Raw genomic sequence first — 9,734 nt, forward strand, 5'->3', positions numbered from 1 at the left:
CAGCCCTTGCCGACGTCGCCGTAACCGCACACGACCGCGACCTTGCCGCCGATCAGCACGTCGGTGGCACGGTTGATGCCGTCGATCAGCGAGTGCCGGCAGCCGTACTTGTTGTCGAACTTCGACTTCGTCACGGCGTCGTTCACGTTGATCGCCGGGAAGAGCAGGGTGCCCTCGGCCATCATCTCGTAGAGGCGGTGGACGCCGGTGGTGGTCTCCTCGGTCACGCCGCGGATCTCGGACGCGAGCTGCGTCCACTTCTGCGGGGACTCGGCCAGGGTGCGGTTGAGGAGCGTGAGGATGTACGCGTACTCCTCGGAGTCCGCGGTGGACGGGTCCGGGGCCGCGCCGGCCTTCTCGAACTCGACGCCCTTGTGGACGAGGAGGGTGGCGTCACCACCGTCGTCGAGGATCATGTTCGGGCCGCCGGTGGGGGTGTTCGGCCAGGTCAGCGCCTGCTCCGTGCACCACCAGTACTCCTCCAGCGTCTCGCCCTTCCAGGCGAAGACGGGGACGCCCTGCGGGTTCTCCGGGGTGCCGTTCGGGCCGACCGCGATGGCGGCGGCGGCGTGGTCCTGGGTGGAGAAGATGTTGCAGGAGGCCCAGCGGACGTCGGCGCCGAGGGCGACGAGGGTCTCGATCAGCACGGCGGTCTGGACCGTCATGTGCAGGGAGCCGGTGACGCGGGCTCCGGCCAGCGGCCGCGCCTCGGCGTACTCCTTGCGGATCGACATCAGACCCGGCATCTCGTGCTCGGCCAGGGTGATCTCCTTGCGGCCGAAGGCGGCAAGGGAAAGGTCGGCGACCTTGAAGTCCATGGGTGCTGCTCCTCATGGTTCGAGAGGTGGGTACGGCTGGGCCGTGCACGGGGCTGGCCGGTGCACTGAGCACAGTCCGTCGCGGGGCCCTCTCTCCCCTCGGCCGGTCACGAGGACCGCCCGACCGCCATCAGCAGCGACGCCTGACACTGATGACGAATCTACACCGGTCGGCGCATCGGACCCCAGTGGGGACGGGAAGAAGTCGCGCCTCGTTTTCAGGCCGTCCGGCGGGATGTTCGGGGCCTTTCGGACTTTTGATCCACCCCTTATCTGTTGCAGGATGCCGGTGGATGGGTTCGTACGCGATCTCGCGGACCAATGGCGTGAAGGAGACTCAAGTGACCAGTCCAGCCGGCCCTCCCGGTGACCCTGCGAGTGGGCGGAAGCGTCTGAAGCTGCTCGCCGTCACGGCGTGCCCCACGGGGATCGCGCACACCTACATGGCCGCCGAGAAGCTGACGCAGGCCGCGGCCGAGCTCGGCGTGGACATGAAGGTGGAGACCCAGGGCTCGATCGGGGCCGAGAACGTGCTCTCTGACAACGATGTCAGAGAGGCGGACGGGATCATCATCGCCGCCGACAAGGAGGTCGACCGCGAGCGCTTCGCCGGCAAGCGGGTGCTGTCCACCGGCGTCGCCGACGGCATCCACAGGCCGAAGGAGCTGATCGAGGGGGTGCGGAGCGCGCCGGTGCAGACGGGCACGGCCCCGGCGGGCGGCGCCGCCGGCGGCAGCGGCGGCGGCAAGGAGCGGAGCCTCGCGTACAAGGCGCTGATGAACGGCGTCTCGTACATGATCCCCTTCGTGGTGGTCGGCGGTCTGCTGATCGCCATCGCGCTGGCACTGGGCGGCCACGCCACGGCCGAGGGGTACGCGGTCACCCCGGGCACCTTCTGGGACCACGTGTTCCAGATCGGCGTCCTGGGCTTCACGCTGATGATCCCGATCCTGTCCGGCTACATCGCGTACGCCATCGGCGACCGGCCGGCACTGGTCCCCGGCATGATCGGCGGCTTCATCGCGAACACGGGCACGCTGTACGACTCGAAGTCGGGCGCCGGCTTCATCGGCGCGATCGTGACGGGCTTCCTGGCGGGCTACCTGGTCCTGTGGATCAAGAAGGTCAAGGTCCCCAAGGTCGTCCAGCCGATCATGCCGATCATCGTGATCCCGATCGTGGCCACGACGGCGCTCGGCCTGTTCTTCATCTACGTCATCGGCAAGCCGATCTCCTGGGTGTTCGAGAGCCTGACCTCCTGGCTGTCGGGTATGACCGGCACCAGCGCGATCCTGCTCGGCGCGCTGCTCGGCCTGATGATCGCCTTCGACATGGGCGGCCCGGTCAACAAGACGGCGTTCCTCTTCGGTACGGGCCTCATCGCGTCCGGGAACTACGCGGTCATGGGCATGTGCGCGGCGGCCATCCCGGTGATGCCGCTCGGCCAGGGCCTGGCGACGGTGCTGCGCCGCAAGCTGTACTCGGAGCAGGAGCGCGACACGGGCATGGCCGCGCTGTTCATGGGCATGTTCGGCATCTCGGAGGGCGCCATCCCGTTCGCGGCGGCGCGGCCGGCGATCGTGATCCCGGCGAACATGCTGGGCGGTGCGGTGGCGGGTGCGGTCGCCGGTGTGGCGGGCGTGGGCGACCACGTCCCGCACGGTGGGCCGGTCGTGGCCGCGCTGGGTGCGATCAGCGGCTGGGCGTGGTTCCTGATCGCGATCGCCATCGGCACGGTGGTGACGGCGCTGACGACGAACGCCCTGATCGAGATCAAGGTGCGCCGGGCCGTGCAGGCAGCGGCCGCCGGGGCCGCGCCCGCCGGGGCCGCGGCGGCGGAGCCGGTGCTCGCCGGCGTGGGTGCGGCTGCGGCTGCGGGTGCGGCTGCGGGTCCGGTGACCGGCGAAGGTGCCGGCGGGACCGCCCTGCGGGTGCTGGCGGACCCGGTGCCCGCGGGCGGCGCCGGTGCGGAGGCCGGGCCGGAGGTGTTGTCCGGGTACCTCACCGCGCGGACGGTCAGGACGGAGCTGGCCTCGGACACCAAGGAGGCCGCGATCCGGGAGATGGCCGAGATGCTGGCGTCCACCGGGAACGTCCGGGACGTGGACGAGCTCGTACGGGTGGCCCTCGCCCGGGAGGCGCAGGGCACGACGGGACTGGGCGAGTCGATCGCGATCCCGCACGCCAAGACGGACGCGGTGGTCCGCCCCACGGTCGGCTTCGCCCGGTCCTCGGAGGGCATCGAGTGGGGCGCGCTGGACGGTACGAAGGCCCGTCTGGTCTTCATGATCTCGGTGCCGGAGGCCGCCGCGGGCGACGAGCACCTGCGGATCCTGGCCCTGCTGTCGCGGAAGCTGATGGACGCGGACTTCCGCGAGCGGCTCCTGTCCGCGCCGGACGGGCCGGCCGTCCTGGAGGTGCTGAGCGAGATCCGGTAGCCCCGGCTCCCGCCCGTACGTACGAAGGCCCCCGCAGCCGGTGAGCTGCGGGGGCCTTCGCGCGTCGGGGGCCGGTCAGCGGCCGTCGGCCTTGGCGGCCTCGGGGTTGTAGATGTCCGGCTCCAGGTAGATCACGCGGGCGATCGGGACGGAGGCGCGGATGCGGGCCTCGGCGGCGTTGATGGCGTTGGCCACCTCGGTCGCGGTGTCGTCGTGCTGGACGGCGATCTTGGCGGCGACGAGGAGTTCCTCGGGGCCCAGGTGCAGGGTGCGCATGTGGATGACGCCGGTGACGGTGTCGCCGTCGACGAGCGCGGCCTTGATCTTCTCGACCTCGGCGGTGCCGGCGGCCTCGCCGAGCAGCAGGGACTTGGTCTCCAGGGCCAGGACGACGGCGATGACGATCAGCAGGACGCCGATGCAGAGGGTGCCGATGCCGTCCCAGACGCCGTTGCCGGTGAGCAGGGCGAGGCCGACGCCGCCGAGGGCGAGGACCAGGCCGACGAGCGCGCCGAGGTCCTCCAGCAGGACGACGGGCAGCTCGGGGGCCTTGGCGCTCTTGATGAACTGCTTCCAGCTCTGGCTGCCGCGGCTCTCGTTGGACTCCTTGATCGCGGTGCGGAAGGAGAAGCCCTCCGCGACGATCGCGAAGACGAGGACGCCGACGGGCCAGTACCAGGCCTCGATCTCGTGCGGGTCGTGGATCTTCTCGTAGCCCTCGTAGATGGCGAACATGCCGCCGACGGTGAAGAGCACGATGGAGACGAGGAAGGCGTAGATGTAGCGCTCGCGCCCGTACCCGAAGGGGTGCTGGGGGGTGGCCTCGCGCTGGGCCTTCTTCCCGCCGAGGAGGAGCAGGCCCTGGTTTCCGGAGTCGGCGACCGAGTGGACGCTTTCCGCGAGCATCGACGAGGAGCCGCTGAAGAGGAATGCCACGAACTTGGCTACAGCGATGGCGAGGTTGGCGGCGAGTGCCGCCACGATCGCCTTGGTACCGCCCGACGCGCTCATGGTTGCTGGGTGTCCTTCCTGGCCACTGACTACGGCCGCACATTGTTGCAGCTACGGGTGCGGCCGACGCTACGTCAGAGGACCACGGTGGCCCGGAAGACGGTGCCCGTACCGGACAGTTCGGTCTTTTCGCCCGCGGGGACGAAGACCGACTCGCCGGGGGCGAGGGCCAGTTCGCCGACGCGGGGGGCGCCGGCCGTGCAGAGCAGGATCTGCGGGGTGCCGTCCGGAAGGGCGCGGGGGGCGCCGCCGGGGGCCAGGACGTGCCGGGAGAGCCTGAATTCGTCGATCGGGGTCTCGTAGACCTCCTCGCCGTCGCCCTCGGGACGCAGGACGCCCGGGGCGCTCGGCTCGAAGATGACGACCTTGAGCAGCTCGGGGACGTCCACGTGCTTGGGCGTCAGCCCGCAGCGCAGCACGTTGTCCGAGTTGGCCATCAGCTCGACGCCGAGGCCGTCGAGGTAGGCGTGCGGGATGCCGGCGCCGAGGAACATGGCCTCGCCGGGCTGGAGCCGCACGTGGTTGAGGAGCATGGCCGCGATGACGCCCGGGTCGCCCGGGTAGTCGTGGACGAGGCCCGCGTACGCCTCGTACGGGCCGCCGAGGCGCTCGGCGGCGGCCGCGGCCTCGGCGACCGTACGGGCCATCTCCCCGCGGTCGGCGGTGAGGACGGCGGTGAGGACCTCCCGCAGGGCCGCCTCCTCGGGGTGGGCGCGCAGCAGGTCCACGTACGGCTTGAGGGAGTCGACGCCGAGGCCTTCGAGGAGGTCCGCGGCCTCCGCCGGCGGGCGGAAGCCGCACAGGCCGTCGAAGGGGGTGAGCGCGCAGATCAGCTCGGGCTTGTGGTTGGCGTCCTTGTAGTTGCGGTGGCCCGCGTCGATCGGGACGCCGCGCCGCTCCTCGTCCTCGAACCCGGCGCGGGCCTGGGCGAGGTCGGGGTGGACCTGGAGGGAGAGGGGGGCGCCGGCGGCGAGGATCTTGAGGAGGAAGGGCAGGCGGGGGCCGAACCTGGCGACGGCGGCGGCTCCGAGCTCACCCTCCGGGTCGGCGTCGATGACGGCCGCCAGGGTGGTCTCGCCGGCTCCGCGGTCGAGGCGGGAGGGGGCGCCGGGGTGGGCGCCCATCCACATCTCGGCCTGGGGCTCACCGGTCGGCTCGACTCCGAGGAGGGCCGGGATCGCGGTGGTGGATCCCCACGCGTAGGGGCGGATCGTGTTGGTGAGGCGGTCCATCGTCGTCGTCTTCCTGGATCTGGATGTGGTGCGGGCACGGGTGTGTGCCTAGCTGTGTCCCCGGGTCGCCAGCGCCAGGTAGGCGGTGGCGAAGTCGGTGACGGCGAGGAGTTCGGCGAGCTGTTCCAGCTCGCCGCCCTCCTCCGGTTCGAGCTCGCTGATGGCCGTGTCGTGGCTGAGGGCGAGCTCGCGCGCGGCCGGGGCGGCGCTGAGCCCGCCCGTCGGCCGGTCGCGCAGCAGGACGATGCGGGCGCGCAGGGCCTGGGGCTCCTCCACGCGGTCCCGGAAGAAGTCGTCCGGGTCGGCTCCGGCGGCGAAGGCCCCGGCGAGCAGCACCCCGTGCGCGGGCAGCGCCTCGGGCAGGGTTGCGGAGAGCGCGGGGCGGCCGGCCAGTTCGGCGAGGGTCGCGGCGAAGCGGCGGCCGGCGGGGCCGGCGCCCTCTCCCTCGCTCCAGATGAGGGGGAGCGAGTCGGCCAGTTCGGCTGCGAGGGTCTTGGCCGGGTTGGAGTAGGTGGCGATGGCCGGGCCGCAGCGCTCGGCGGTCCGGTCGAGCCGGTCGGCGACGCGCTGGAGGGCGTCGGGGGCGGCGCTGATCAGGCCGACCTTGTCGAGGAGGACCAGCAGCGGGGTCAGCAGGGCCCAGAGGGCTCCGGGACCGGCCGCGGCGGACTCGTCGTACTCCTGGTACGGGGCCTTGGCCATCGGAACGAGGACCCCGTGCGCGCCGCTGACCGCCTCGCCCAGCGGTGAGCGCTCGGGGGCGACGGCGACCACGGCGCAGCCGCGCCGGTAGGCCTGCTCGGCGAGGGCCGCGAGGCCGGGCTCGGTGCCGTCGGTGGTGGCGATGAGGAGCAGGTCCACGGGTCCCGCCCAGCCGGGCAGGTTCCAGCGCAGCGCCCCGGCGGCGTGCGCGACGCCGGTGGGGTGCAGGCGGGTGACCGGGGCGGAGGCTCCGGCGAGGGCGCCGAGCAGGTCGGCGACGCCGGTGGCGGCGGTGCCGGGGCCGGCGATCAGGACGGAGCGGGGGCGCCCGTCGGGGCGCAGGTCCGCGAGTCCGGCCTCGGTGGCGTGCCGGGCCGCGGTGCGGACTCTGGCCCCGGCCTCGGCGGCGCCGCGGAGCAGGCCGCGGCGGTCGGCACGGGCGAGATCGTCCGGTGCGTCGAGGAGTGACTCGTCGAGCATGGGGGCCTCCGGCGGTGTTGACGGATCCAGGCTGGTCGAGCGGTGGGGAACGGGGCCGGTCAGGCGGGGCGGCGGGCCTCGTCCACGAGGAGGACCGGGATGCCGTCGCGGACCGGGTACGCGAGACCGCAGTCCTGGCCGGTGCAGATCAGCTCGGGGGCGGTCTCGTCCGCCGACTCGTCCCGGAGGGGGGCGTGGCAGGCGGGGCAGGCGAGGATCTCCAGCAGGCCGGCTTCGAGCGGCATGGGCGGTTCCCTTCGGGGATGCGGATCGCTTATCGCGGATTGGGCGAGGTCAGCGTACCGCCGAGTCACCTGCGGTGCGGCTTGAAGGGGGTCGGGCGTTGCCCGGCAGCCTGACCGCCCTGTCGGGCGGGGACCCGGTATCGGGTGCGGCGCCTCCCCCGGACTCCGTCCGGGGGGACCCCCAGGGGGCTCTGCCCCCGAGCCCCCGCGCCTCAAACTCCCCAAGCTACCGCTGGGAGGTGCCCCCAGGCGGGGCTGATTTTGGCCCGGCGGGGCCGGTGGTGCCCCGCCGGGTCAGGGGTCAGGCGCGGACGAGGGTGAGGACCTCGTCGCGGATCTTGGTCAGGGTGGCCTCGTCGCGGGCCTCCACGTTGAGGCGCAGGAGCGGCTCGGTGTTGGAGGGGCGGAGGTTGAACCACCAGTCGGCGGCGGAGACCGTGAGGCCGTCCAGCTCGTCGAAGGTGATGCCGTCCTGGCCGGCGTAGGCGGCCTTGACCTCGGCGGTGCGGGCGGCCTGGTCGGCGACGGTGGAGTTGATCTCGCCCGAGCCGACGTAGCGGTCGTACTCCGCGACGAGGGCGGAGAGGGTGCCCTCCTGGCCGCCGAGGGCCGCGAGGACGTGGAGCGCGGCGAGCATGCCCGTGTCCGCGTTCCAGAAGTCCTTGAAGTAGTAGTGCGCGGAGTGCTCGCCGCCGAAGATGGCGCCGGTGGTGGCCATCTCCTGCTTGATGAACGAGTGGCCGACGCGGGTGCGGACCGGGGTGCCGCCGTTCTCGCGGACGACCTCCGGGACCGACCACGAGGTGATCAGGTTGTGGATGATCGTGCCGGAGCCGCCGTTGCGGGCCAGCTCGCGGGCCGCGACCAGGGCGGTGATGGCGGACGGGGAGACGCCCTCGCCGCGCTCGTCGACGACGAAGCAGCGGTCGGCGTCGCCGTCGAAGGCGAGGCCCAGGTCGGCGCCCTCGGCGAGCACGCGGGCCTGCAGGTCCACGATGTTCTTCGGGTCGAGGGGGTTGGCCTCGTGGTTCGGGAAGGTCCCGTCCAGCTCGAAGTACATGGGGACGAGGTCCAGCGGGAGGCCCTCGAAGACGGTGGGGACGGTGTGGCCGCCCATGCCGTTGCCCGCGTCGACGACGACCTTCAGCGGGCGGATGGCCGTCAGGTCGACCAGGGACTTCAGGTGCTCGGCGTAGCCGGCCAGGGTGTCCTGCTCGGTGATGGTGCCCGGGACGGTGCCGGCGGGGATCTCCGGGGCGCCCTCGTCGGTCCACTTCTCGGCGAGCTCGCGGATGGTGGCGAGGCCGGTGTCCTGGCCCACGGGCGCGGCGCCGGCGCGGCACAGCTTGATGCCGTTGTACTGGGCCGGGTTGTGCGAGGCGGTGAACATGGCGCCGGGCAGGTCCAGCTTGCCGGAGGCGTAGTACAGCTGGTCGGTGGAGCACAGGCCGATCAGGGTGACGTCGACGCCGCGGGCGGCCGCGCCCCGGGCGAAGGCGGCGGACAGGCCGGGCGAGGAGGGCCGCATGTCGTGGCCGATCACGATCGCCGTGGCGCCGGTGACCTCGACGAACGCAGCACCGAACAGTTCGGCCAGGGGCTCGTCCCACTCGTCGGGTACGACGCCGCGTACGTCGTACGCCTTGACGATGTTCGAAAGATCTGCGGCCACTGCCTGCCCTCCTGAGGGATCTGTGCGGTGGAGCAAACCTACCTTGTACGCAGAGCGGCTTTTCAGACGATCCGTACGTCAGGAATCGGGCGAACGGAGGACGCGCAGGTGTCCGCGACGGGTCTCGCCGGCCACCGGGGCACCCGGTCCGGAACCGCCGGCCTCGGCCGCGCGCTCGGGCGGACGGGCGGCCTCGCGGACCGCGTTGGCCAGGGCTTCGAGGTCGTCCCCGCTGGGGCGGGACGGGCCGGAACCGGCCGACAGGCGCACGACTTCCCAGCCGCGCGGGGCGGTCAGGCGCTCGGAGTGCTCGGCGCACAGGTCATAGCAGTGGGGTTCGGCGTAGGTGGCGAGCGGGCCGAGAACTGCGGTCGAGTCGGCGTAGACGTACGTCAGTGTGGCGACGGCAGGGCGGCCGCACGCGGTGCGCGAACAGCGACGTACAAGGCTCACGACGTTGGACGGTACCGCACTCTTGACCGGGCCGCGACGACTCGCCCCCCGGCCGCCCTCCCGTGTCGTACTCCGCCCGGGCTGCGCCACGGGTGACGAAGAGGGGCAACGGGTCCGTAAAGCGGCCCGATCTTGGCCGACGTGACACCAGGTCGTGACCGTATCGGGTCCTGGCCGTGGCGTGCGGGCTACCCTGCGGGGGTGACGGACAGTTCGCTTCCTCCCCGCCCGGCGGTTCCCGCCGCGGCCCCTTCCGAGCCGCGGCAGCGGCGGCGCGACCGGCACGGCCGGGGGATGCGCGGGCCGCTGGCCCCGCCGCAGGTGCCGCTGTCCGCGAGCCGGGCGGAGCTGTTCGGTGACCTCGTACGGGATTCCGTGGAGCGGCTGGAGCGGCGCTGGACGCAGCTGGCCGAGGTGGAGTTCGTCATCGCGGACGTGCCGGGGCCGCCGGGCGGGCCCGACGCGGGCTGGAACGACGAGGCGGTGCCGCTGGGCGGGCTGGTGGAGGCCCGGGACGGGAGGCCGGCGCGGATCGTGGTGTTCCGGCGGCCCGTGGAGATCCGGGCGAAGACGCGGGACGAGCGGGCGCTGCTGGTCCACGAGATCGTGGTGGAGCAGGTCGCGGAGCTGCTCGGGCTGTCGCCGGAGACGGTGGACCCGCGGTACGGGCAGGACTGACGCCC

General features: G+C 72.6%; 9 protein-coding genes. 2 read left to right on the forward strand and 7 right to left on the reverse strand.

The annotated features are described in order from the left end of the window. On the reverse strand, positions 1–818 hold an 818-nt coding region (locus ACQKM2_RS30185), incomplete at its 3' end, for an adenosylhomocysteinase (protein WP_427715208.1). Between the two features lie 341 nt (positions 819–1,159). On the opposite strand from ACQKM2_RS30185, the gene ACQKM2_RS30190 reads away from it, so the two are divergent. Further along, positions 1,160–3,256 (forward strand): fructose-specific PTS transporter subunit EIIC, encoded by a 2,097-nt coding sequence (locus ACQKM2_RS30190; protein WP_427715209.1) that lies wholly within the window; start codon positions 1,160–1,162, stop codon positions 3,254–3,256. A 75-nt stretch (positions 3,257–3,331) separates the two neighbouring features. Here ACQKM2_RS30190 and ACQKM2_RS30195 read toward each other — a convergent pair whose 3' ends face one another. The 6 genes from ACQKM2_RS30195 to ACQKM2_RS30220 form a co-directional block, all read right to left on the reverse strand. Beyond that, positions 3,332–4,267 carry a cation diffusion facilitator family transporter gene (locus tag ACQKM2_RS30195; RefSeq protein ID WP_427715211.1) on the reverse strand — a complete coding sequence of 312 codons (936 nt, stop codon included), beginning with the start codon at positions 4,265–4,267 and terminating at the stop codon, positions 3,332–3,334. Between the two features lie 74 nt (positions 4,268–4,341). Then, positions 4,342–5,499: a mannose-6-phosphate isomerase, class I gene (manA, locus tag ACQKM2_RS30200; RefSeq protein ID WP_427715213.1), complete on the reverse strand. Its 1,158-nt coding sequence runs from the start codon at positions 5,497–5,499 to the stop codon at positions 4,342–4,344. A 48-nt stretch (positions 5,500–5,547) separates the two neighbouring features. After that, positions 5,548–6,681, reverse strand: coding sequence for an SIS domain-containing protein (locus tag ACQKM2_RS30205; RefSeq protein WP_427715216.1), 1,134 nt, complete (start codon positions 6,679–6,681; stop codon positions 5,548–5,550). Positions 6,682–6,740: 59 nt separating this feature from the next. Beyond that, complete coding sequence (locus ACQKM2_RS30210) at positions 6,741–6,926, reverse strand: Trm112 family protein (RefSeq protein ID WP_007264456.1); 186 nt, start codon at positions 6,924–6,926, stop codon at positions 6,741–6,743. A gap of 301 nt (positions 6,927–7,227) precedes the next feature. Further along, a complete protein-coding gene (locus tag ACQKM2_RS30215) occupies positions 7,228–8,598 on the reverse strand; it encodes a phosphomannomutase/phosphoglucomutase (RefSeq protein WP_427715217.1) in 1,371 nt (456 codons plus the stop codon). 78 nt (positions 8,599–8,676) lie between these two features. Further along, a complete protein-coding gene (locus ACQKM2_RS30220; RefSeq protein WP_427715219.1) occupies positions 8,677–9,141 on the reverse strand; it encodes a DUF3499 domain-containing protein in 465 nt (154 codons plus the stop codon). A 111-nt stretch (positions 9,142–9,252) separates the two neighbouring features. On the opposite strand from ACQKM2_RS30220, the gene ACQKM2_RS30225 reads away from it, so the two are divergent. Beyond that, positions 9,253–9,729, forward strand: a complete 477-nt coding sequence (locus ACQKM2_RS30225) for a metallopeptidase family protein (protein ID WP_386274976.1) — start codon at positions 9,253–9,255, stop codon at positions 9,727–9,729. Positions 9,730–9,734 lie beyond the last annotated feature (5 nt).

This window comes from Streptomyces sp. NPDC004126, from assembly GCF_050275515.1.
Taxonomy (GTDB): Bacteria; Actinomycetota; Actinomycetes; order Streptomycetales; family Streptomycetaceae; genus Streptomyces.

Bases quoted from the DNA above. Each gene is read 5' to 3' on its own strand.
- ACQKM2_RS30195 (WP_427715211.1), bottom strand. From the start codon at position 4,267: ATGAGCGCGTCGGGCGGTACCAAGGCGATCGTGGCGGCACTCGCCGCC.
- manA (WP_427715213.1), bottom strand. From the start codon at position 5,499: ATGGACCGCCTCACCAACACGATCCGCCCCTACGCGTGGGGATCCACC.
- ACQKM2_RS30205 (WP_427715216.1), bottom strand. From the start codon at position 6,681: ATGCTCGACGAGTCACTCCTCGACGCACCGGACGATCTCGCCCGTGCC.
- ACQKM2_RS30210 (WP_007264456.1), bottom strand. From the start codon at position 6,926: ATGCCGCTCGAAGCCGGCCTGCTGGAGATCCTCGCCTGCCCCGCCTGC.